The organism is Streptomyces inhibens (assembly GCF_022221585.1).
Classification (GTDB): domain Bacteria; phylum Actinomycetota; class Actinomycetes; order Streptomycetales; family Streptomycetaceae; genus Streptomyces; species Streptomyces inhibens.
The window spans coordinates 3447822-3469046 of sequence record NZ_CP084681.1; the positions used below are offsets into that span (position 1 = coordinate 3447822).

The following is a 21225-nucleotide window of genomic DNA, read 5'->3' on the forward strand; positions in this document are numbered from 1 at the left end:
AGGGGTGAGCGGCTTCACTGTTCGCACACGCGGCGTGACGCTGCGGAACTACGCTGAGCAAGGAGAGCAGCGCTACGACTGCTGTACAGCACAAGGGGGTATGGCCCATGGCCAACGCTTCGCAACAGATCGGGTGGGAATTCTGGGGTTCGGAACTCAAGAGCCGGCGGGAGGGAGCCGGCCTGACCCAGGAGGAGCTGTCGCAGCAGCTGTTCGTGTCCCGCGCGTTAATCAGCAGGTTCGAGTCCGCGGAACGCCAGCCTCGACTGGACACGGCAATCCAGATCGACGAGGTTCTGCAAACCGATGGGTTTTTCGAGCGGCTGTGCCGGAAGCTGCTGGAAGCGTCGCCGTACACGTCCTACTTCGCGCCGGTCGCGGAGCTGGAGCGGCTTGCCACGAAGATCTGCGAGTTCGAGCCCATGATCGTGCCGGGGCTGCTCCAGACAGCGGCGTACACGCAGGAGTTCGTGGTCGCGGGCAACCCGTTCGCGACGGACAAGGACATCGAGGGCGTGACCCGCGCCCGCCTCGACCGGGCGGCCATCCTCAAGGACGCTACCCGCCCCGTGTATTGGACGGTGCTGCACGAGGCCGTGCTTCGGGTGCCAGTGGGTGGTCCAGCCGTCATGGCCGAAGAGCTGGAGCACATCGCGCAGCTCGTGCGCGAGCGAAAGATCCTGCTGCAGGTCCTCCCGTTCGCTGCGGGGGCGTATCCGCTCATGGGCAAGTCGCTGCGACTCATGGAGTTCAAGGACGCCCCGCCAACTGCCTATACAGAAGGCGCGTATTCGGGGAATTTGCTGGACGATCCTGCCGTAGTGAAGCGTGCACAGGAGGCTTACGATCTGTTCAGGGCCGCCGCACTGTCGCCGGAGGCGTCCCTGACCCTGATCGAATCTGCGGTGGAGGACTACAGACGATGCGCGAGTACGACCTGAGCACCGCTCAGTGGCGGAAGAGCAGCTACAGCGACGAGCACGGCGGCAACTGCATCGAGGTCGCCCAAGACTTCCCCGGCGCCGCCACCTGGCGCAAGAGCAGCTACAGCAACGGCGAGGGCGGCAACTGCATCGAGGTCTCGGACGACCTCCCCGGCCTCGTCCCCGTCCGTGACAGCAAGACCCCGCACGGCCCGGCGATCGTGTTCCCCGCCACACCCTGGTCCGCCTTCATCGAAGGCGTCAAAGACGGCCAATTCCGGACCGTCTGACTCGCCCTCAACAAGCCCCTCACCAGGCACACAAAACCGTCACACCCTGGCCCTGCCATCCTCTGGATGACAGGGTCACATCACGTTATGGTCCGGGTCATCGCGGGCGGAAGGCGACCTTCCGTACTTCTCAGTCGCCCCTCGGATCTGCCCCTCACGGCACGTCAACTGCCCGGTAGCATCCCGTGAATGTTCGGCGACACGACGCCGTGATGGCCGGCCGACCCAGTCAGTACCCCAATTGAGGATCTCGATGACATCCATACCGGAGGCGCTGTTGTGGTGCCTCAGCGCAGGTACGGCCGCCGCCGTGGTCCTGGCGGCGCTCTCGGTCCGGGCGAGCGGACAGCGCAAAGCCCTGAGAGCGCGCCTTGCCTCCGCTGAGGAACAGAACAGCGCCACGCTCCACAGCAATACGGAGCTGTCGGCCCGGTTGCGCGCCACCGAGGCCGAGATCCTGCATCTGGCCGGGACCCGGCTCCCCGATCTGACGATGGCGCTGGCCCACCCGCATGTGCCCGTGCGGGGGCTGCTGGACGCGCGGTTCGCCGGGTCGGAGACCGACCAGGCGCTGAGCGCCGTACTGGAGCAGGTCGGCGAGGCCATCACCAGCGAGCGGACCCGCGTCGACGCGGCCGCGCAGTCCACACTCCGGGGCGCGACCACCACCATCCAGGCGCTGCTCTACCAGCTCCAGACGGCGCTTCAGGAGATGCAGCACCGCTACGACGACCCGGACGTCGCCCAGGACCTGCTGAACGCCGACTTCCTCAACGAGCAGGCGCTGCGGCGTATTCAGGCCACCGGTGTCGTGTGCGGCGCCTGGCCGGGGCTGACCCGGGAGGACTCCTACCTCGCCGAGCTGGTCGTCGGCGCCAGCTCCCGGCTGCGCGGCTACGAGCGCGTCACGATCAGCAATCAGCTGCGCGACCCGGTCGCCGTCGTCGCGCGGGCCGTCGAGCCGATCGCGATCACCGTCACCGAGCTGCTGGCCAACGCGCTGCACCACTCGCACCGTGAACTGCCCGTCACCGTCACCCTCCAGCAGGGCAACCGCGGCGCCTCGGTCATCATCGACGACTACGGCGTCGGTATGCACGACGACGAGATCAAGGCGGCCATGGAGCTGCTGGCGGGCGACGACAACATGCTGCTCACCCAGCTCGGTGACCCGCCGCGGTCCGGTTTCGCGGCGGCCGGCCAGCTGGTGCGCCAATACGGCTACGGCGTGCATGTCGAGCCGTCGCCGTACGGCGGCGTGCGCGCGGTCGTGTACATCCCGGGCGACCCCCTCCTCACCGTCCTCGACGAGAGCGCCCAGCCCATGTCCGTGATGGCCCCCCTGCCGCACCGTTCCGGTGTGCCGGACCGGTCCGCCTCCATGCTGCCGACCGGCGCCACGGCGTCCGCTCCCACCGCTCCCGCCCCGGCCGCAGCACCCGCCCCGGCCACCGCGCCGGCGCCGCGCCAGGCCGACCGGTTCGATCCCGCGCCGCCGGCCGCCCCGGCCGAGGGTGAACTCCCGCGCCGGCGCCGCCGTAAGCCCGTATCCGAACTCGATGAAAGTGCCTCGCGCACCGAATCGTTTCCCGAGCGCTCCCCGGAGGAGACCGGAACCCGCTGGGCCGCGCTCCAGCGCGGCACCGAAACCGGCCGGGCCGCCGCTCAGTCAGAACCCCCTCGCAGTCCCGAAGGGAACGCCCAATCATGAACAGCCCCACCCGCCGCCGTGTTGCCGAGGACAAGTCCTGGGTGCTGGCACCTCTCCTGGAGTTGCCGCACGTCATCCACGCTGCCGTCATCTCCGGCGACGGCTTCATCGAGGGCGCCTCGCCAGGCCTGGAGCGTGACTCCGCCGAGGGTGTCGCCGCGATGATGTCCGCGCTCCAGGGCGCGGGGCGTGCCGTCACCGCGGCGTTCGCCGGCAAGGACGACACCCGGCTGCGGCAGACCGTCATCGAGTCCGACGAAGGCTTCGTCTTCGCGATCCCGGCCGGCGAGAACACCTGCCTGGCCGTCTTCGCCGACCCGGAGGTGAACATGGGCGTCGTCGCGCACCATATGCAGATCCAGGTGACGACCCTGGGCAACAAGGTCATGAACAGCCCGGCCCGGGGCACCGGTAACCCGGCATGACCCCGCGCCAGAGCAGCGGAAGGCGCCTCGTACCGGCCTATCTTGCGACCGGCGGACGCGCCCAGCCCAGCCGCAACACCTTGGACCGGCTCACCCTGCTGCACGGCGTGGGGATGCCGATCACCAGCGAGGTACGCCCGGAAGAGCACCGCATCCTGGAGCTCCTGGAGCCCGGGGCGCTGTCTCTGGCCGAGGTCGCCGCCCACCTTCACCTGCCCGTCAGCGTGGTGAAGGTGCTGGTGGCCGACCTTGTCGATGCCGGGCGGCTGCACGCCCGTGTCCCCATTCCCGAAGCCGAGCAATTCGACCGGCACATCCTGGAGAGGGTTCTCGATGGACTCCGCTCTCTCAAGTGCTAGCGCCGGCACCGGCGCGAGCACCGGCAACATGTACCTCTCCGGCGACAACCAGACGCTGGTCAAGCTGCTGGTCGCGGGCCCGTTCGGGGTCGGCAAGACCACGCTCATCCGTGCGCTGTCGGAAACCCCGCCGCTGCACACCGAAGAGGTCATGACCCAGACCGGCGCGATCGTCGACGATCTCGCCGGTGTCCGGGAGAAGACCACCACCACCGTCGCCATCGACTTCGGGCGGCTGACCCTGCCCGGGGACCTGGTGCTGTATCTGTTCGGCACGCCCGGACAAAAGCGCTTCCGGCCCCTGTGGCAGGACATCGCCCGCGGCGCACTGGGCGCCCTCGTCCTCGCGGACACCCGCCGGCTGGCGGACTCCTTCGAGGTGATGGACATCGTCGAGGAGGCCGGGCTGCGCTATGCCGTCGCGGTCAACACCTTCCCCGACGCGCCCCAGTACGACGTCGAAAAGCTCCGCGAGGCGCTCGATCTGCACCCCGAGACGCCGCTGGTGCTGTGCGATGCCCGCGACCGGCAGCAGTCCGTCGATGCGCTGATCGCGCTCGTCGGACATGTCCTGGCCCACACTCCTGAGGAGAACCCGAACCCGTGACTTCCCCGCACCAGCCGGGAGCCGCACCGCCACCGGGCTGCCCGGCGCACGCCGCGGCACCGCAGGCACCGGCCCACCCCGACGCGCAGACGCCGGTGAAGCTCTACGGTCCGGAGTTCGCCGCCGACCCGCACCGCACCTACGCGCATCTGCGGCAGTACGGCGCGCTGGCGCCGGTCGAGATCGCGCCCGATGTGACCGCGATGCTGGTCACCGACTACCGGGCGGCGCTCGACCTGCTGCACGACGACACCACCTGGTCCAAGGACTCCCGGGAGTGGATGACCACCGTCCCGCCGGACACCCCGGTCATGCCGATGCTGATGTGGCGCCCCAACGTCTTCTGGAGCGATGGGCCGGCGCACGTCCGCTACCGGGATGTCATCGTCGACAGCTTGCGGCTCGTCGAGCCGCATGAGCTGCGCGCCCGTGTCCACCACGCCGCTGACACCCTGATCCAGCGCTTCGGCGCACACGGCGAGGTCGATCTGATCGCCGACTATGCGCGGCTGATCCCGCTGCTGATGTTCAACAACCTCTTCGGGCTGCCGGACTCGTACAGCGACCGGCTCATCGACGCCATCGCGGGGATGCTGGACGGCGCCTCCCCGGAGGAGGCGGCCGCCGCCAACGACGCGTTCACCCGCTACATCGTGGAGCTGGTCGGTGCGAAGAAGGCGCAGCGCGGGGCGGACCTGACGTCCTGGTTCATGGATCACCCCAACGCGCTCAACGACGAAGAGCTGATCCACAACATCATCCTCACGGTGGGCGCCGGCAACGAACCGCTCGCCAACCTCATCGGCAACGCGCTGTCGCGGATGCTCTCCGACGACCGCTACTACCACACCCTGACCGGTGGCGCGCTGACCGCGCACGACGCCATCAACGAGGTGCTGTGGAACGACCCGCCGATGGCCAACTACTCGGCCCACTTCCCGGTCCGTGATGTCTTCTTCCACGGCACCTGGGTGCGCAAGGGCCAGCTGGTGATGGTGTCGTACGCGGCCGCCAACAGCCAGTTCGACACCACGTCCCAGGGGACGCCCGGCTCGGGCGGCGGCTCGCACCTGGCGTGGGCGGCCGGCCCGCACGCCTGCCCCGGGAAGCGGTATGCGCTGCTGATCGCCACCACCGCCATCGAGCGGCTCACCGCCTGGCTCTCCGACATCGAACTGGCCGTGGACGCAGGCGAGTTGGAGTGGCGCAACGGTGCCTTCCACCGGGCCCTCGTCGCGCTCCCGGCCCGCTTCACCCCCATCACCCCCGACCAGGCAGGAGCCACTCCGTGGCACAACAGGGACAGCAGCCCTACGTCATCGACCCGGTCGGAAGCGATATCCACGGAGAGGCAGCCCGCCTCCGCGAGCTAGGCCCGGCCGCGCTGGTCGAACTCCCCGGCGGTATCGAGGCCTGGTCGGTCACCAGCCACACCCTGCTCAAGGAGCTGCTGACCGACGACCGGGTCTCCAAGAACCCCCGGGATCACTGGCCGGCCTGGCAGCGCGAGGAGATCCGCAACAGCTGGCTGCAGTCGTGGATCGGCGTCACCAACATGTTCACCGCGTACGGCGCCGACCACCGGCGGCTGCGCAAGCTGATCGCCCCGGCGTTCACCGCCCGCCGCACGGACGCCATGCTGCCGCGCGTGGAGCGCATCACGCAGGCTCTGCTGGACGACCTCGCACAGCACCCCGCGGGCGCGCCCGTGGACCTCCGTGAGCGCTTCGCCCACCCGCTGCCCATGCAGGTCATCTGCGAGCTCTTCGGTTTCCCGGAGGGCGAGCCGCGCGCCGAACTGGCCCGCCTCGTCGAGGCCATCATGGACACCACGGCCACCCCGGAGCAGGCGGGCGCCACCGCCGCGGCCGTCTATACGCTGCTGAGCGGCCTGGTCGACGCCAAGCGCGAGCAGCCCGCCGACGACCTGACCAGCCTCCTCGTCTCCGCCCGGGACGACGAGGGGCAGCGGATGACCGAGCAGGAGCTCCTGGACACCCTCCTGCTCGTCATCGGCGCCGGCCACGAGACCACCGTCGATCTGCTGGGCAACGCCGTGTACGCACTGCTCACCCACCCCGACCAGCTCAGGCTGGTGCTGTCGGGGCAGGTCCCGTGGAACTCCGTCATCGAGGAGACGCTCCGCTGGTCCCCCAGCATCGCCAACCTCCCGCTCCGCTTCGCCGTGGAGGACATCGAGATCCCGGGCGGTCCCACCATCCGCAAGGGCGAGGCCATCCTTCCGGCGTACGCGGGGGCCGGGCGTGACCCCGGATTCCACGGCGACACGGCCGCCGCATACGACATCCGGCGCACCGGGCAGGAACACCTCGCCTTCGGCCACGGTGTCCACCACTGCCTCGGCGCCCCACTGGCCCGTATGGAGGCCCGGATCGCCCTCCCGGCGCTCTTCGCCCGCTTCCCCGACCTCCAACTTGCCGTACCGGCCGAGGAATTGGAGCCCACGAGCGGCTTCATCTCGGGCGGTCTGCGCGGCTTGCCGGTCCGGCTGACGTCCAGCTGAGTCCGGGCTGCGACGGGGGCTCCGGCACCTCCGCGGCCGTTCCCGGCAGACGACCCCGTCACCTCGTTCTTGGTGGCGGGGTCGTTCCGATGGAACGGCGGCCGCGCTGATGAAACGGCTGCCGCGCTCAGGACGGCGTACGCGCCGCCGTCAGCAACCGCTCGGTGTCGGCGGGGCGGAGCATCAGCGCACCGCCCACGGTGGTGAGGACCTCGCGCTCGGCGGGCGTGTAGGAGCCGTCGGCGAGCGCGATCCGTGCGCCCTGGAGGAGCAGCGACTCCCGGCCGGCGGGGGCGAGATGGGGGGCCAGTGGCTCCAGCGACTCATGGAGCTCTATGGCCAGCGCGGTGCCGCACGGGTCGAGACCGTGGTGGCCGCAGTGGCCGCCGGTCACCGCGTCGTAGGTGCCGGTCAGCCGGCCGGTGTCGGCGGCGAGGGCGGCGAGGAGGGTGAGCAGCTGGTCCTCGGAGCAGTCCGTGAAGCCGGCCGCGCGGACCGTGTCGACGGCGGTGTCGCGGACGGCGCGGGAGGAGGTGCCGCCGGCGGCCAGCAGCGCGAGGGTGATGGTGTGGACGGCGTCCCTGAGCATCGCGGAGAAGCGGACGGTGGTGGGGTGGTCGAGCGCGTCCAGGCCGAAGTGGCCGTGACAGGCGGAACACTCCAGGACCGGGCCGGTGACGCCTCGGGAGAGGATCGGGACACCGAGGACGGTGAGGCGGCGTTGGCCGGTCCTGCGGAGATAGTTGCGGTCGCCGCCGCAGTCCGGACAGAAGAACTCGCCATCGGCGACGGTACGCCAGGACGTGCGCACACCCATCACACACATCTTGTGCATCGCGTCAGCCCTCCGTAACTCCCCCGTACCCCTCAAGGCACGGGTGGGGGTCCCCAGCGGTAGCTGGGGGAATACCACCATGACCCCGTCGCCGTATTGGACGTGATGTTAGCCACATCATTGATGCGGCGTCAGCACCTCGTATCGGACAACTGGCCGGATGGCACAGGGCTCCGCCCCTCCGGGTGGAGGAAGGCGGGGCCCTTTGACGCCGCACAAAGGCCGGATCCGCGTCAGCCTTCCGAGGTCAGCGCCTTGGTCACTTGACGCGCCTGGTTGTCCAGACCCCGGGCGTTGGGGTGGACGAAGGTACAGGCCTCGCCGGTACCGGGGATTTCGCTGCATGCCTCCGAAGGCGGGTCGGTCTGGTCGCCGTCACCCGTGAGGTTGTCACGGATCCCATACATCCACTTCGCGTGCCCGCTCTCGCACACCCCGTGCTCCACGCTGGGGCCGTATACGTCGACGTAGGTCGTGCGTGGCTTGTCCGCGTGCCTTTCGAGCAGGCCGTTGAGGTCGCCTTCGAGCCCGTCCAGCCAGGGCATATCGCCCTTCTTGATGCTGCCGAGCTGGTTCCAGTGCAGGAAACTGCAGCCGGAGTTGTCCGGGACGATGGCGGGATAGCCGACGACGGCCACCTTCGCGTGCGGCGCGTGGGCGTGGATCGCCGACATCATGTGGCCGAAGTCGCGTTCGAGCTCGGCGAACTTCCCGTTCAGCCAGCCCTCCCCCGCACCACCGTTGGTGTAGTACTTCGTGCAGGGCGTGGTCTCAAAGGGCTGGGTGATCCCCAGCTCGATGCACTTGGTCACGATGGCCCCGAAGCCGAGGGAGTTACCGCCGATGCCGACGGTCACATAATCCGTGTCGGGGGACAGCGCCTCGATCTGCGGGTCCTGTTCCTCCCAGCCGCCCGGGGGCGGGATCGACGGCGGCCCGTAGATCTTGGATGGCGGCTGGGGCGCCAGGACCCCGTCGATCACCTCGGCGGCCCCGCAGGTCACATCCGTCAGCTCGAACCCGAGCTGCTCGGCGACCTGGTGGGGGTAGTTGCGTGCGGAGCGGCCACAGCCGTCGCTCGCGTCCCAGGGGCGGACGAACACTCCGGCGCTGTACGAGTCGCCGAGCGCCACGTACTCGGGACGGTCCACCGCATCGGCCGGGGTCCCGGACGCCGCCGGAGCGAGGGCGGATCCCATCAGGGCGAGGGCGGCGACCCCGGCCAGGGCGAGCCGGAAGTGTGCGGGCATGCGAAATCTGGTCATCTGCACGTCCTTGATGTCCGCGCCACGGCCTGTCCGACTGGCGCTCATCACCGAACGTACCGGAGAATTACGGAGAGTTACCGACCTGGATTTTCAAACCCCACCTTCAGGTGGCCCCGGCGCACAACCGCGCCCCCGCCGCTCGGAGTGAGCGACGGGGGCGCGGTGGGAAGCTGCCGACCGGGTCAGCGCCCGGCGCGGTTGACCGCGGAGACGACGGCCTTCAGCGACGCACGCGTCGTGTTCGCGTCGATGCCGATGCCCCACAGCACCTTGTCGCCGATCGCGCACTCGATGTACGAGGCGGCCTGCGCGGAGGCGCCCTCGCTCATCGTGTGCTCCTGGTAGTCCAGCAGGCGCACATCGATGCCGATGCCCTGGAGGGCGTCGAAGAACGCGGAGATCGGACCGTTGCCGGAGCCCGTCAGGACGGTGTCCTGGCCGTCGACGACCGCCTCGACGGTGAGCGCGTCGATGCCGTCGCGGTCCGTCGTGGTCTGGCCGGTCTTGACCTGGACGCGGCCCCACGGGTTCTCGGGGTTGGGCAGGTACTCGTCCTGGAAGACGGACCAGATGACGCCCGGGGTGACCTCGCCGCCCTCGGCGTCGGTCTTCTCCTGGATGATCCGGGAGAACTCGATCTGCATCCGGCGCGGCAGGTCCAGCTTGTGGTCGTTCTTCAGGACGTAGGCGATACCGCCCTTGCCGGACTGCGAGTTGACGCGGATGACGGCCTCGTAGGAGCGGCCGACGTCCTTGGGGTCGATGGGCAGGTACGGCACCGCCCACTCGATCTCGTCCACGGTCTTGCCGGCGGCGGCCGCCTCGGCCTCCATGGCGTCGAAGCCCTTCTTGATGGCGTCCTGGTGGGAGCCGGAGAAGGCGGTGTAGACCAGGTCGCCCGCGTAGGGGTGGCGCGGGTGGACCTCCATCTGGTTGCAGTACTCGCTGGTGCGACGGATCTCGTCGATCTGCGAGAAGTCGATCTGCGGGTCGACGCCCTGGGAGAACAGGTTCATGCCCAGCGTCACCAGGTCGACATTGCCGGTGCGCTCGCCCTGCCCGAACAGACAGCCCTCGATACGGTCCGCGCCCGCCATGATCGCCAGCTCGGCGGCGGCGACCGCGGTGCCCCGGTCGTTGTGCGGGTGTACGGACAGGCATACGTGCTCGCGCCGGGACAGGTTGCGCGACATCCACTCGAAGCGGTCGGCGTGCGTGGACGGCGTCGAACGCTCGACGGTGGCGGGCAGGTTCAGGATGATCTCGCGGCCCTCCTCGGGCTGCCAGACGTCACAGACCGCCTCACAGACCTCCAGCGCGAAGTCCAGCTCGGTGTCGGTGAAGATCTCCGGGCTGTACTGGTAGCCGAAGATCGTCTCGTTGCCGAGGATCTTGTCGGCGTACTCCATGACCAGCCGCGTGCCGTCCACCGCGATCTGCTTGACCTGCTCCTTCGAGCCGCGGAAGACGACCCGGCGGAAGGTCGGGGCGGTCGCGTTGTACAGGTGGACGGTGGCGCGGTGGGCACCCCGCAGCGACTCCACCGTCCGCTCGATCAGCTCCTCGCGGGCCTGCGTCAGGACGGAGATCGTCACGTCCTCGGGGATCGCGCCCTCTTCGATGATGGAGCGGACGAACGCGAAGTCCGTCTCCCCGGAGGACGGGAAGCCGACCTCGATCTCCTTGTAGCCCATGCGCACCAGCAGATCGAACATCTCGCGCTTACGGGCCGGCGACATCGGGTCGATCAGCGCCTGGTTGCCGTCCCGCAGGTCGGTGGAGAGCCAGCGGGGCGCGACCGTGATGCGGTTGTCCGGCCACGCGCGGTCGGGGATGTCCACGGCCTCGTAGCGGCCGTACTTGTGGATCGGCATACCGGAGGGCCGCTGCAGCTGCGTCGCGTTGGTGACCGGGGTACGGCGGCCGACGGCATTGGCTGCGGGGCTCGACGGATTCGTCATGGTGCGTGGGGCTCCTCGTATGTCCGCGGGGTTCCCCTGCTCCGTAGGAGCTCGGGGAAGGCCGACGGGGCGAAATTCGCAACACCGAACTCCGCGGGGAGGGGGTCGGCCTCGACTACAGGCCCTCGCCGCGGCAGCTAAGGAGAAGCAGCCCGAAACGCATGATGCACAGCACCCTAGCTGAGGTACGCCCTGAGGGGCGGGTGCGTATCAGTATGCGGACCGGAACCGACTTTACGGCCGAAATGCGATGAACCACACATATTCGGGAATCTCGACCGCAGGCAGTGACACCGGGACTACACAGTGCCACCGTTTGTCCATGGACCTCAACGACTCGGCCAAAAAGGCCACCGCCTCCGCCACCCCGGACTCACCCGTCTTCTGCACGATCATCCCCCCGCACATCCTCGACAACCTGGCCCAGTCCGACGACCCCGCCCGGCACGAGCCCGCCCGCCGCACCCTGGAGCACGACCACGTCCGGCGCACCCAGCGCCGCGAGATCGCCGCCCGCGGCCTCACCCCCGGGGAGCCCGACGCCGGCGCCGACAAGCCCAACCGCACCATCTACGACGCCGAACACCAGGCACACCTGCCTGGCAAGAAGGTCCGCTCGGAATCCGACGGCCCCTCCCAGGACGCCTCCGTCAACCGCGCGCACGCCGGCCTCGGCGCCACCTTCGAGCTCTACCTCAAGATCTACGGCCGTAAGTCCATCGACGGCGCCGGCCTGCCGCTCAACGCCACCGTCCACTACGGCGAGAAGTACGACAACGCCTTCTGGGACGGCGAGCGGATGGTCTTCGGCGACGGCGACAACGACCTCTTCCGGGACTTCACCATCCCCGTGGACGTCATCGGCCATGAGCTCACGCACGGTGTCACGCAGTACACCGCCAACCTCGACTACCAGGGCCAGTCCGGCGCCCTCAACGAGTCCGTCTCCGACGTCTTCGGCGTCCTGATCAAGCAGTACGCCCTCGGCCAGACCGCCGACCAGGCCGACTGGCTGATCGGCGCCGACCTGCTCGGCCCGAACGTCACCGGCAAGGCCCTGCGCTCCATGAAGGCCCCCGGTACGGCGTACGACGACGATGTCCTCGGCAAGGACCCGCAGCCGGCCGCCATGAAGGACTACGTCCACACCACCGACGACAACGGTGGCGTACACATCAACTCCGGCATCCCCAACCACGCCTTCTACCTGTTCGCGACCGCCGTCGGCGGCAAGGCCTGGGAGCGCGCGGGTCAGGTCTGGTACGACGTCCTGACCGGCGGCAACCTCGCCAAGGACGCCCAGTTCGCCGACTTCGCGTCCCTCACCATCGCCGCCGCCCACGCCCGCTTCGGCGCCGGCGAGCACGAGGCGGCGGTGAAGGCCTGGACGCAGGTCGGGATCACCCCGAAGTAGCGGGAGGCACGGCCGGGGCGGGGGCGCGGCCAGGAGGCGCTCCCGCCCCGGGCACGCTTACCGTGGGCCTAGGGGGTGTCTTTCGGATCAGGGCGGATCAGGGAGCGGGGCCTGGTGCGTGCGATCGCAAGGCGGAGGAGGGAGTCGACGCGGAGCGTCGGCGAGTGACGACAACACGGCGAGCGTGCGTGCCAGGCCCCGCGAGCCCGCCCTGATCCGAAAGACACCCCCTAAGGGGGTAGGAGCCCGTCGTAAGGACGTCGAAGGACGCCGGAGGAGCCCGATATGCGTATTCATGTCCACCGCACCGGCGGCTTCGCCGCCATCGACCGCCGCGCCGAGATCGACACCTCGGACCGCCCCGACGCCGCCGACTGGCAGACCCTTGCCGAACAGGCCGTCGCCACCGCCCACAGCGAGCCCCCCGTCGGCGTCCCGGACGGCTACAGCTACCAGATCACGGTCGACGGCCGGACGGTGTACTGCTCCGACCCGCGCCTCACGGACGAGCAGCGCACGCTGATCACACGAGTGATGAAGGAAGGCTCATAGCCCAACTTCCGTTCAACGCCTGCCTCTTGACACTGTTACCGCCGGTTACAAAGATCCAGGCATGACTACCGCGCCGGCGTCACCCCTGCCCCGATTCCCCCGCGACTTCGAGTGGGGGGTGTCGACATCCGCCGCGCAGATCGAGGGCGCGGTGGAGGAGGACGGACGGGGGCGGTCCGCCTGGGATGTGTTCGCGGCACGGACGGGGCGGATCAAGGACGGGTCGGACGCCCGGGTGGCGACCGACCACTACCACCGGTACCCGGAGGATGTGGAGCTGCTCAAGGGGCTCGGGGTCGGGGCCTACCGGTTTTCGGTGGCCTGGCCGCGGGTCGTGCCGGACGGCAGCGGGGCGGTCAACGGGGCCGGGCTGGACTTCTACGACCGGCTGGTGGACGCGTTGCTGGCGGCGGGGGTCAAGCCCGTGCCGACGCTGTTCCACTGGGATACCCCGCAGGCGCTGGAGGAACGCGGCGGATGGCTCGTACGGGAGACGGCCGAGCATTTCGCGGCGTACGCGGAGGCGGTGGCGGGGCGGCTCGGGGACCGGGTGGAGCGCTGGATCACGCTCAATGAGCCGGCCGAACTGACCTTGCTGGGCTACGGGTTGGGGCAGCATGCGCCCGGGCGGGAGTTGCTGTTCGACGCATTGCCCGCCGCGCACCACCAGCTGCTGGGGCACGGTCTGGCCGTGCAGGCCTTGCGGGCCCGCGGGGCCACGAGCATCGGGATGGCCAATTCGCACGGGCCGACCTGGGCGGCTTCGGCGAAGGAGGCGGACACGGCGGCGGCGGACCTCTACGACCTGCTGCTCAACCGGTTGTTCGCGGAGCCGGTGCTGCTGGGGCGGTATCCGGACGAGGAGCTGGCCGGGCTGTTGCCGGGGCCGGTGGCGGACGACCTGAAGGTCATTTCGGAGCCGTTGGACTGGTACGGCGTGAATTACTACCAGCCGACGTTGGTGGGAGCCCCGGACCCGGAGGGAGCCGGCGCGTCCCACTTCGGTGGGATCCGGCTGCCGGCGGAACTCCCCTTCGCCCCCAGGGAGATCGAAGGGTATCCGCGGACGGATTTCGGATGGCCGGTGGTGCCGGAGGCGCTGACCGAGCTGTTGGTGTCGTTCCGGGAGCGGTACGGCGACAGGTTGCCGCCCGTCGTGATCACCGAGAACGGCTGCTCCTACGAGGGGATCGAGGACACGAAGCGCATCGCGTTTCTCGACGGTCACCTCAGGGCGCTGCACGCGGCGATGGCGGCCGGGGTCGATGTGCGGGGGTACTTCGTGTGGTCGCTGCTGGACAACTTCGAATGGGCGGAGGGGTACGCGCGGCGGTTCGGGCTGGTGCATGTGGACTACGCGACCCAGGTGCGTACGCCCAAGGCGTCGTACCACTGGCTGCGGGATGCGCTGCGGGAGCAGGCCCGGGGATGAGTGCCGCAGCGGCTCCGGACGCACTCGCGGAGCCGTCGGAGCGGGTCGGGGGCGGCTGGACCGCCACGCTGTCGCTGGCGAACGGCGCCATCTGGGTCGGGTGGTACGGGCCGCTGCAGATACTGCTGGCCCTACAGGCCGCGGAGCTTGCGCCGCCGGGGATGCCGAAGGAGTCGGTGCTGGCGTGGGTGACGGGGATGGGGGCCGTCGTCTCGATGGTCTGCAACCCGTTGTTCGGGGCGCTGTCGGACCGTACGACCTCGCGGTTCGGGCGGCGTACCCCGTGGATCGTGGCGGGCGTGCTGGGCGGGGCCGCCGCCCTGGTGCTGCTGGCGGGGGCGGGCACGGTGCCGGTGATGGCGGTGGGGTGGTGCCTGGTGCAGCTCACCCTCAACGCGGCGTTCGCGGCGATCACCGCGGCCGTGCCCGACCGGGTGCCGCACCGGCAGCGCGGATCGGTGGGCGGATGGCTGGGGGCCGCGCAGATCCTGGGGGTGGTGGCCGGTACGGGGCTGGCGACGCTTGCCGGCGGGGTGACCTGGGGGTACGTCGCCTGCGCGGCCTTCGCGGTGCTGGGCACCCTCCCGTACGTGCTGATGCACCGGGACCCGGTGCTGCCGGCCGAGCGACGGCCGGCGCTGACCGGGCGGGCCTTTCTCGCCGGGTTCTGGATCAGCCCGCGCCGCCATCCCGACCTGGGCTGGGCCTGGCTGACCCGGTTTCTGATCAACCTCGGGAACTCGCTGGCGCTGCTGTATTTGCTGTACTACCTGCGGGATGTGCTGCACCGGCCGGACCCCGGCGGCGGGGTGCTGCTGCTGACCGCGGTCAACGGTGTGACCTTGCTGGGCACGGTCGTCGTCGGAGGGATCTGGTCGGACCGGATCGGGCGACGGCAGCCGTTCGTACGGTGGGCGGGGGTGATCATGACGGGGGCCACAGTGCTGCTGGCCGTATGGCAGACCTGGGCGGGCGCGCTGTGTGCCGCGGCGCTGCTCGGGGTCGGGTTCGGCGTCTTCACCTCCGTCGACTTCGCGCTGATGACGGATGTGCTGCCGGCCGCCGCGCACCGCGGCAAGGACCTCGGCGTCATCAATATCGCCAACTCGCTGCCACAGGTGGCCGCCCCGGCGCTGGCCGCGCCGATCGTGCAGCACCTCGGCGGCTACCGGGTGCTGTACGGCGTCGCGGCGGCCGTCGGGCTGATGGGGGCGTTGCTCGTACGAAGGATCCGGGGCGTGGAATGACGGCCCCCGGGGCCGGGCGCGGAAGCCGGCCGGCCCCTGGAAGCCGAACAGCGGCCGTCCGGCCTCAGAACCCCAGCTTCCGCAGCTGCTTGGGGTCCCGCTGCCAGTCCTTGGCGACCTTGACATGCAGGTCCAGGAAGACCGGCGTACCGAGCAGCGCCTCGATGTGCTTGCGGGACTTGGTGCCGACCTCCTTCAAGCGCTTGCCCTTGGGGCCGATGATGATCCCCTTCTGGCTGGGGCGCTCGATGTAGACATTGGCGTGGATGTCGAGCAGCGGCTTGTCGGCGGGGCGGTCCTCGCGCGGCAGCATCTCCTCGACGACCACCGCGATGGAGTGCGGCAGCTCGTCGCGTACGCCCTCCAGCGCGGCCTCACGGATCAGCTCGGCGACCATGACCTGCTCGGGCTCGTCGGTGAGGTCGCCCTCCGGGTAGAGCGCCGGGCCCTCCGGGAGGAGCGGGACGAGCAGGTCGGCGAGGAGCGACACCTGGGTGTCACCGACCGCCGAGACCGGGATGATCTCGGCCCACTCGATGCCCAGCTCCTTGCCGAGCTGATCGATGGCGATCAGCTGGGCGGCCAGCGCCTTGGAGTCGACCAGGTCGGTCTTGGTGACGATGGCGACCTTGGGGGTCTTCTTGATCTCGGCCAGCTCGCCGGCGATATAGCGGTCGCCCGGGCCGAGCTTCTGGTCGGCGGGCAGACAGAAGCCGATCACATCGACCTCGGACCAGGTGGTGCGGACGATGTCGTTCAGCCGCTCACCGAGCAGGGTGCGCGGCTTGTGCAGACCAGGGGTGTCGACCAGGACCAGCTGGGCCTCGGGGCGGTGCACGATGCCGCGCACCGTGTGACGGGTGGTCTGCGGGCGGTTGGAGGTGATGGCCACCTTCGTGCCGACGAGAGCGTTCGTCAGGGTGGACTTGCCCGCGTTGGGGCGACCGACGAAGCACGCGAAGCCGGACCGGTGCGGGGCGGAGGAGTCTGTACGAACGCTCATGGCGCCCATTCTCCCCGATCCCGGCCGTCACTCCGACCACCCGGACCCGGACCCCGTCGCGGGCCCCGGAGACGGACCCTGCCGGGGCGGCCCTCCGGTGCCGGGCGGCCGCCCCGTCGCCGTCGTACGGCTACCGTGCGGGGTTACGCGTCGCCCGCCGGGACGGTGCTGCGCAGGGTGCCGTCGAGGCCGGCGACCAGGACGGGCGTCGCGGGGCCGCCGAGGTCCCGTACGGCCGCGCGGTCCGCGTCGGTGGCGCGCTCGGCTTCGGTGACCACGGCCGCGGCCTCCAGCGACGTGGCGCCGCTGGCGACGGCCATCGCGACGGCCGTCTGCAGCGCGCTGAGCTGTAGCGAGTCCAGGGCGACCGTGCCGGCGACATAGGTGCGGCCGGTCTCGTCGCGTACGGCGGCACCCTCGGGCACACCGTTACGGGCCCGCGCCGAGCGCGCGAGCGTGATGATCTTGCGGTCTTCGGGGTCCAGCGGTGCGGCTTCGCTCATACGGGCGAGCATATGCGGGCCCTTAGGGGACGGGGGCAAGGGGCGGTCACCCCGCCACCGAGTACATCCCCCCGCGCCGGCCCTCCGGCGAGGTGAGCCACTCCAGTTTCGCCGCGGTGTCCGTCTCCGGGCGCGGGTTGTGCAGCACGATGTTCAGGTCGGGCCGGACCGGGATCCGCAGCTGGGTGGTCTCGAAGAGCAGCGCGCCGACCAGCGGATGGTCCATCTCCTTGTGGAGCTGGCCGCCGTCCTGCACATCGCCGCGCGCCCACAGTCCGGCGAACTCCGCGCTGAGCGAGGCGGTCTCGCGGACGACCGCCCCGAAGCCCTCGTCACCGGGCCGCGCCGAGCAGGCGGCACGGTACTGCGCGACGACCAGCGGCGCGTTCGCCTCCCAACTGGCGGCCCGCGCACGGTAGACGGGGTCGGTGAAGAACGCGATCAGGCAGTTCAGCGAGGTGCCGGGGCGGCCGTGGCCCAGGACCAGATGCGCCGACTCGTTGTAGGCGATGGTGTTCCAGTACGGGTCCATGATGTGCGCCGGGAACGGCATCCAGGCGTCGATCAGCCGCTGCAGGCCCGCGCACACATCCGTCGGCCCCAGGTCCAGGTCCTCGGCGTCCTGCCGCAGCGGCGGGTTCAGCCCCGCCAGGACGTACAGATGCCGTCGCTCGGCGCCGCTGAGCCGCAGTACCCGGGCGACCGAGTCCAGGACCTGCGGCGAGACGGTGATGTCGCGGCCCTGCTCCAGCCACTGGTACCAGGACGCGCCGACCCCGGCGAGGACGGCGACCTCCTCGCGGCGCAGCCCCGGCGTACGGCGGCGGCCGCCGTCGGGCAGGCCCGCCTCGGCCGGGGTGACCCGGGCCCGACGGCTCATCAGGAAGTCGCGCAGTTCCTGTCGTCGGCGTGAGGTGTCCTGGACGGCAGCGTTCGAGGCAGCATTCGAGACCACGTGTCTCCCCCTGTCGGCGCGGCTGGTGGTGCGGACACCACGATAAGTTCCCGCTCCCCACTCCGTATTCCGGGGCCACAAGCTCTTTGCATGCCGATAACCGACACCTCACTTGGCCCCGCTACACAGACGGACGCGCCGGTCGCCGCCACCGCCGAACCGCTCTCCGCGCCGGCCGACGCGCGGATGACCCCGCGCGCCAAGCTCATCCTGCTTCTGCTGTGCGCGGCGCAGTTCATCACCGCGCTGGACTTCTCCATCCTGAATGTGGCACTGCCCGTGCTCGGCAAGGACCTGGGCATGGACCAGGCCGATCTGCAGTGGGCGGTCACCGCTTTCGCGCTGCCGTCCGGCGGCTTTCTGCTGCTGTTCGGCCGGATCGCCGATCTCTTCGGGCGGCGCAAGCTGTTCCTCACCGGGCTCGCGCTGTTCACCGCGGCCTCGGTGCTGGCCGCGCTGGCGTGGTCCCCGGCGGTCTTCCTGACCGGGCGCGCGGTCCAGGGTCTGGGCGCGGCGATCATCGTGCCCACCGGGATGTCGCTGCTGACCACCACCTTCGCCGAGGGTCCGCAGCGCGAACGCGCGCTGGGCATCAGCGGCACCGTGCTCTCGATGGGCTTCACCATCGGCATGGTGCTGGGCGGGGTGATGACGGACGCGCTGGGCTGGCGCTCGACCATGGGCCTGCTGTCCGTCGCCGGGGTGGCCGTACTGGCCGCGGCGCCGGCGCTGCTGACCGAGTCCAGGCATCCGGAGCGGCCGCGGATCGATGTGCCCGGCGCGGTCACCGTCACCGGCGGACTGCTGTCGCTGATCTACGCCCTGTCGACCGCCGCCGAGCAGGGCTTCGGCCACCCGGACGTCATCGTGACGCTGGTCGTGGGCCTGGCGCTGCTGGTCGCGTTCGTCGTCGTCGAGTCACGGGCCGACCAGCCGCTGGTGTCGCTGCCGATGCTGCGCCGCCGTACGGTCGCCTGGGGCAATCTGGCGGGCCTGACGACGTTCTCGATGATGAGCACCGTCATCTTCCTGCTGACGCTCTACCTCCAGGAGGTGCTGCGGCTGTCCGCCTTCCAGACCGGCCTGGTCTTCGGTGTGCAGGGCGTGGTCTCGGCGTTCGCCGGTGTCGTCGCCCCGAAGGTCATCGGCCGGCTCGGCGCCCGCCGCACCCTGCTGATCGGGCTGCTGCTCCAGGCCGGTTTCACGGCCACGCTGCTGGGCCTGGGCACCGGCACCGGCATGTGGCTGGCCCTGGTCGGGGTGACCTTCGCCAGCCTCGGCCACCTGTGGGCGATCATCTCGTACGGCGTGACCGCCACCTCCGGCGTCCCGGACGCCGAACAGGGTCTGGCCACCGGCCTGGTCACCAGCTCGCAGCAGGTGGGCATCACCATCGGAATTCCGCTGCTGAGCGCGGTCGCCTCGGCCCATATCGCGGCGCTGCGGGCGGACGGCAGCGGCTTCGCGGCCGCCACGCTCGGTGGCATCAAGCTGGGCCTGGGCCTGGACGCGGCGCTGGTCGCGGTGGTCGCAGTGCTGGTGGCGGCCGGGCTGCGGACGGCTCGTGGGACGCGCCGCGGCTGAGCTGCCACGGCGGAGGAAGAGGGTGGTTGCCCCGGTCCCCCGTGGCCGGGGCAACCTGCGCCGCAAGATTTCTCTCACGCATGGTGGTCGCCTTTTCGGTAACCACCTGAAGATCCTTCCACGGCGCGCACCACAGAATCCAGTTCCACCGGAAATGGCTTGCAGAACATTTCTGCTGCACTGGAGATAAGTAACCGCACGCACAACACCACAGCGGCAAATATTCCCGATTCCGTGCGGAACTACCGGGGAATTACCCGGGGAATTCTTTGGGAGTTCAGCCGGCGGAGCGGCCGCCCGTCGACGGCTCCTCGGACTCGCTCGCGCTCTCCGTCCGCACCGGCTCGCACAGCACCGTCACGATCTTGTTGCGGCGGCCGGCCGGCGATTCGGCGGTCAGCCGCAGCGCCTTCAGATCCGGGTCGGAAGCGTCGTCGGAGAGGTCGACCTCGGCGGTGGCACCGGCGATCGGGACCCGGCCGAGGAGCTTGGCGAGCAGTCCGCCGACCGTCTCCACGTCCTCGTCGTCCAGCTCGGTCAGGCCGTACAGCTCGCCCAGATCGCCGATGTCCAGCCGGGCGGTGACGCGATAGCTGCCGTCGCCGAGATCCTCGACGGGCGGGAGTTCGCGGTCGTATTCGTCGGTGATCTCGCCGACGATCTCCTCAAGGATGTCCTCGATGGTGACAATGCCGGCCGTGCCGCCGTATTCGTCGATGACCACCGCGACATGATTACGGTCCTGCTGCATTTCGCGCAGCAGATCACCGGCGTTCTTGGTGTCGGGGACGAAAACGGCGGGGCGCATGGCCGTGGAGACCAGCTCGTTCTCGGCGTCGCGGTTGATGTGGACCTTCCGGGCGAGGTCCTTGAGGTAGACGACGCCGACGATGTCGTCCTCGTTCTCGCCGGTCACCGGGATACGGGAGAAGCCGGAGCGCAGTGCGAGGGTCAGCGCCTGACGAATGGTCTTGAAGCGCTCGACGGCGACCAGGTCCGTACGCGGCACCATCACCTCGCGGACGAGGGTGTCGCCGAGCTGGAAGACGGAGTGCACCATCCGGCGCTCCTCGTCCTCGATCAGCGACTCCTTCTCCGCGAGGTCGACCAGCGAGCGCAGTTCGGCCTCGGAGGCGAACGGGCCCTTGCGGAAGCCCTTGCCGGGGGTGAGGGCGTTGCCGATGAGGATCAGCAGCTGCGGAATGGGGCCCATGATGCGGGCCAGCGGCAGCAGCACATAGGCGGCCGCGGTGGCGGTGTTCAGCGGATGCTGGCGGCCGATCGTCCGCGGCGAGACGCCGACGGCGACATAGGAGACCAGCACCATCACGGCGATGGCGACGGTCAGCGCCTGCCAGGTCTTGTCGAACGAGCGCAGACAGGCGTAGGTGACCAGGACGCCGGCGGCCATCTCGCAGCCCACCCGCACCAGCAGCGCCACATTGAGATAGCGGGTGGGGTCGGCGGCGACCGCGGCGAGCTTGCTGCTGCCGCGGCGGCCGGACCGGACGGCTTCCTCGGCACGGAAGCTGGTCGTACGGGCCAGGCCGGCCTCCGCACAGGCGGCGAGCCAGGCGATCACGACGAGCAGGACCGCGACCGCGATCAGCTGGGTGGTCATGACGGCGCCGC

At 70.0% G+C, this 21225-nt stretch carries 20 protein-coding genes; 13 read left to right on the forward strand and 7 right to left on the reverse strand.

Annotated elements, in window-relative coordinates; all coding sequences use genetic code 11:
* Window positions 1–107 precede the first annotated feature (107 nt).
* The 8 genes from KI385_RS15875 (at window position 108) to KI385_RS15910 (ending at window position 6839) form a co-directional block, all read left to right on the forward strand.
* Window positions 108–941 (forward strand): helix-turn-helix domain-containing protein, encoded by an 834-nt coding sequence (locus tag KI385_RS15875; protein ID WP_238572869.1) that lies wholly within the window; start codon window positions 108–110, stop codon window positions 939–941.
* Complete coding sequence (locus KI385_RS15880; protein WP_238572870.1) at window positions 923–1213, forward strand: DUF397 domain-containing protein; 291 nt, start codon at window positions 923–925, stop codon at window positions 1211–1213. The genes KI385_RS15875 and KI385_RS15880 overlap by 19 nt, the downstream gene beginning before the upstream one ends.
* A gap of 253 nt (window positions 1214–1466) precedes the next feature.
* Complete coding sequence (locus tag KI385_RS15885; protein ID WP_238572871.1) at window positions 1467–2924, forward strand: ATP-binding protein; 1458 nt, start codon at window positions 1467–1469, stop codon at window positions 2922–2924.
* On the forward strand, window positions 2921–3349 hold the full coding sequence (locus tag KI385_RS15890; RefSeq protein ID WP_128506106.1) for a roadblock/LC7 domain-containing protein: 429 nt from the start codon (window positions 2921–2923) through the stop codon (window positions 3347–3349). Before KI385_RS15885 ends, KI385_RS15890 begins: the two co-directional genes overlap by 4 nt.
* Window positions 3346–3708 (forward strand): DUF742 domain-containing protein, encoded by a 363-nt coding sequence (locus KI385_RS15895; RefSeq protein WP_238572872.1) that lies wholly within the window; start codon window positions 3346–3348, stop codon window positions 3706–3708. The genes KI385_RS15890 and KI385_RS15895 overlap by 4 nt, the downstream gene beginning before the upstream one ends.
* Window positions 3683–4315: a GTP-binding protein gene (locus KI385_RS15900; protein WP_397879772.1), complete on the forward strand. Its 633-nt coding sequence runs from the start codon at window positions 3683–3685 to the stop codon at window positions 4313–4315. The genes KI385_RS15895 and KI385_RS15900 overlap by 26 nt, the downstream gene beginning before the upstream one ends.
* Window positions 4312–5688: a cytochrome P450 gene (locus KI385_RS15905; protein ID WP_238572873.1), complete on the forward strand. Its 1377-nt coding sequence runs from the start codon at window positions 4312–4314 to the stop codon at window positions 5686–5688. Before KI385_RS15900 ends, KI385_RS15905 begins: the two co-directional genes overlap by 4 nt.
* Entirely contained in the window at window positions 5604–6839 is a 1236-nt protein-coding gene (locus tag KI385_RS15910; RefSeq protein ID WP_238572874.1) for a cytochrome P450 family protein, read from the forward strand. Before KI385_RS15905 ends, KI385_RS15910 begins: the two co-directional genes overlap by 85 nt.
* Window positions 6840–6966: 127 nt before the next feature.
* Here the strand turns inward: KI385_RS15910 and KI385_RS15915 are convergent, their stop codons facing one another.
* The 3 genes from KI385_RS15915 to leuA form a co-directional block, all read right to left on the reverse strand.
* Window positions 6967–7674 (reverse strand): TerB family tellurite resistance protein, encoded by a 708-nt coding sequence (locus KI385_RS15915; protein ID WP_238572875.1) that lies wholly within the window; start codon window positions 7672–7674, stop codon window positions 6967–6969.
* Window positions 7675–7907: 233 nt separating this feature from the next.
* Window positions 7908–8939, reverse strand: a complete 1032-nt coding sequence (locus KI385_RS15920) for an SGNH/GDSL hydrolase family protein (RefSeq protein WP_238572876.1) — start codon at window positions 8937–8939, stop codon at window positions 7908–7910.
* A 185-nt stretch (window positions 8940–9124) separates the two neighbouring features.
* A complete protein-coding gene (gene leuA / locus KI385_RS15925; RefSeq protein ID WP_238572877.1) occupies window positions 9125–10903 on the reverse strand; it encodes a 2-isopropylmalate synthase in 1779 nt (592 codons plus the stop codon).
* Window positions 10904–11225: 322 nt separating this feature from the next.
* On the opposite strand from leuA, the gene KI385_RS15930 reads away from it, so the two are divergent.
* The 4 genes from KI385_RS15930 (at window position 11226) to KI385_RS15945 (ending at window position 15548) form a co-directional block, all read left to right on the forward strand.
* Window positions 11226–12317 carry a M4 family metallopeptidase gene (locus KI385_RS15930; RefSeq protein ID WP_238572878.1) on the forward strand — a complete coding sequence of 364 codons (1092 nt, stop codon included), beginning with the start codon at window positions 11226–11228 and terminating at the stop codon, window positions 12315–12317.
* A 285-nt stretch (window positions 12318–12602) separates the two neighbouring features.
* Window positions 12603–12869 carry a protealysin inhibitor emfourin gene (locus KI385_RS15935; RefSeq protein ID WP_238572879.1) on the forward strand — a complete coding sequence of 89 codons (267 nt, stop codon included), beginning with the start codon at window positions 12603–12605 and terminating at the stop codon, window positions 12867–12869.
* A 61-nt stretch (window positions 12870–12930) separates the two neighbouring features.
* Entirely contained in the window at window positions 12931–14301 is a 1371-nt protein-coding gene (locus KI385_RS15940; RefSeq protein ID WP_238572880.1) for a GH1 family beta-glucosidase, read from the forward strand.
* Window positions 14298–15548 carry an MFS transporter gene (locus tag KI385_RS15945; protein ID WP_238572881.1) on the forward strand — a complete coding sequence of 417 codons (1251 nt, stop codon included), beginning with the start codon at window positions 14298–14300 and terminating at the stop codon, window positions 15546–15548. The genes KI385_RS15940 and KI385_RS15945 overlap by 4 nt, the downstream gene beginning before the upstream one ends.
* Before the next feature lie 64 nt (window positions 15549–15612).
* On the opposite strand, the gene era is transcribed toward KI385_RS15945, so the two are convergent.
* From era to KI385_RS15960, 3 genes are all read right to left on the reverse strand, one after another.
* Window positions 15613–16551 carry a GTPase Era gene (gene era, locus KI385_RS15950; RefSeq protein WP_128506085.1) on the reverse strand — a complete coding sequence of 313 codons (939 nt, stop codon included), beginning with the start codon at window positions 16549–16551 and terminating at the stop codon, window positions 15613–15615.
* Window positions 16552–16694: 143 nt separating this feature from the next.
* Window positions 16695–17054: a cytidine deaminase gene (locus KI385_RS15955; protein ID WP_238572882.1), complete on the reverse strand. Its 360-nt coding sequence runs from the start codon at window positions 17052–17054 to the stop codon at window positions 16695–16697.
* Between the two features lie 46 nt (window positions 17055–17100).
* Entirely contained in the window at window positions 17101–17934 is an 834-nt protein-coding gene (locus KI385_RS15960; protein ID WP_238577708.1) for a helix-turn-helix transcriptional regulator, read from the reverse strand.
* Between the two features lie 261 nt (window positions 17935–18195).
* Here KI385_RS15960 and KI385_RS15965 point away from each other — a divergent pair, with 261 nt between their 5' ends.
* The gene (locus tag KI385_RS15965; protein ID WP_238577709.1) at window positions 18196–19593 is read left to right on the forward strand and encodes an MFS transporter; all 1398 of its coding nucleotides are present in this window, start codon (window positions 18196–18198) and stop codon (window positions 19591–19593) included.
* 277 nt (window positions 19594–19870) lie between these two features.
* Here the strand turns inward: KI385_RS15965 and KI385_RS15970 are convergent, their stop codons facing one another.
* Window positions 19871–21214 carry a hemolysin family protein gene (locus KI385_RS15970; RefSeq protein WP_238572883.1) on the reverse strand — a complete coding sequence of 448 codons (1344 nt, stop codon included), beginning with the start codon at window positions 21212–21214 and terminating at the stop codon, window positions 19871–19873.
* Window positions 21215–21225: the final 11 nt, after the last annotated feature.

Coding starts and splice junctions, on each gene's coding strand:
- KI385_RS15875 (WP_238572869.1), top strand. CDS start 108: ATGGCCAACGCTTCGCAACAGATCGGGTGGGAATTCTGGGGTTCGGAA.
- KI385_RS15880 (WP_238572870.1), top strand. CDS start 923: ATGCGCGAGTACGACCTGAGCACCGCTCAGTGGCGGAAGAGCAGCTAC.
- KI385_RS15885 (WP_238572871.1), top strand. CDS start 1,467: ATGACATCCATACCGGAGGCGCTGTTGTGGTGCCTCAGCGCAGGTACG.
- KI385_RS15890 (WP_128506106.1), top strand. CDS start 2,921: ATGAACAGCCCCACCCGCCGCCGTGTTGCCGAGGACAAGTCCTGGGTG.
- KI385_RS15895 (WP_238572872.1), top strand. CDS start 3,346: ATGACCCCGCGCCAGAGCAGCGGAAGGCGCCTCGTACCGGCCTATCTT.
- KI385_RS15900 (WP_397879772.1), top strand. CDS start 3,683: ATGGACTCCGCTCTCTCAAGTGCTAGCGCCGGCACCGGCGCGAGCACC.
- KI385_RS15915 (WP_238572875.1), bottom strand. CDS start 7,674: ATGCACAAGATGTGTGTGATGGGTGTGCGCACGTCCTGGCGTACCGTC.
- KI385_RS15920 (WP_238572876.1), bottom strand. CDS start 8,939: ATGACCAGATTTCGCATGCCCGCACACTTCCGGCTCGCCCTGGCCGGG.
- leuA (WP_238572877.1), bottom strand. CDS start 10,903: ATGACGAATCCGTCGAGCCCCGCAGCCAATGCCGTCGGCCGCCGTACC.
- KI385_RS15930 (WP_238572878.1), top strand. CDS start 11,226: ATGGACCTCAACGACTCGGCCAAAAAGGCCACCGCCTCCGCCACCCCG.
- KI385_RS15935 (WP_238572879.1), top strand. CDS start 12,603: ATGCGTATTCATGTCCACCGCACCGGCGGCTTCGCCGCCATCGACCGC.
- KI385_RS15940 (WP_238572880.1), top strand. CDS start 12,931: ATGACTACCGCGCCGGCGTCACCCCTGCCCCGATTCCCCCGCGACTTC.
- KI385_RS15945 (WP_238572881.1), top strand. CDS start 14,298: ATGAGTGCCGCAGCGGCTCCGGACGCACTCGCGGAGCCGTCGGAGCGG.
- era (WP_128506085.1), bottom strand. CDS start 16,551: ATGAGCGTTCGTACAGACTCCTCCGCCCCGCACCGGTCCGGCTTCGCG.
- KI385_RS15955 (WP_238572882.1), bottom strand. CDS start 17,054: ATGAGCGAAGCCGCACCGCTGGACCCCGAAGACCGCAAGATCATCACG.
- KI385_RS15960 (WP_238577708.1), bottom strand. CDS start 17,934: ATGAGCCGTCGGGCCCGGGTCACCCCGGCCGAGGCGGGCCTGCCCGAC.
- KI385_RS15965 (WP_238577709.1), top strand. CDS start 18,196: ATGACCCCGCGCGCCAAGCTCATCCTGCTTCTGCTGTGCGCGGCGCAG.
- KI385_RS15970 (WP_238572883.1), bottom strand. CDS start 21,214: ATGACCACCCAGCTGATCGCGGTCGCGGTCCTGCTCGTCGTGATCGCC.